This is a genomic window from Mesorhizobium sp. M8A.F.Ca.ET.208.01.1.1, from assembly GCF_004791315.1.
Taxonomy (GTDB): domain Bacteria; phylum Pseudomonadota; class Alphaproteobacteria; order Rhizobiales; family Rhizobiaceae; genus Mesorhizobium.
Genome location: NZ_SRUT01000281.1, coordinates 1 through 307 on the forward strand (window position 1 = coordinate 1; position 307 = coordinate 307).

A 307-nucleotide genomic window follows, 5' to 3' on the forward strand; every position below is an offset into this window, starting at 1 on the left:
TGGCGACCAACCTCATCGCTCAAGGTGTCGGTGCCTTCGAGAATGTCGAGCGGTGAATTGCGGTTCTTGAGGGCCTCGCTCTAGACTCCTGTTGATTCGTCTAGAGCATGATCCCGAAAAGTGGGAACCGGTTTTCGGAAAAGATCATGCTCCTACAGAGAACTGGATCAGGATGGCGTTTCAGGGGGCAGGGCGCTGGCGCATCTTTTGGCTCGCCCGGCTGCCCTCGGCGCTGCCCTATTTCTTCGCCGGCTTGAGAATATCCATCACCTATGCGGTGGTCGGCGCGATCTTCGCCGAATATGCG

General features: G+C 57.3%; 1 pseudogene. It reads left to right on the plus strand.

The annotated features are described in order from the left end of the window. Positions 1-187: 187 nt before the first annotated feature. Positions 188-307: pseudogene (locus EN851_RS35300) on the plus strand (ABC transporter permease subunit); the annotation flags it as partial.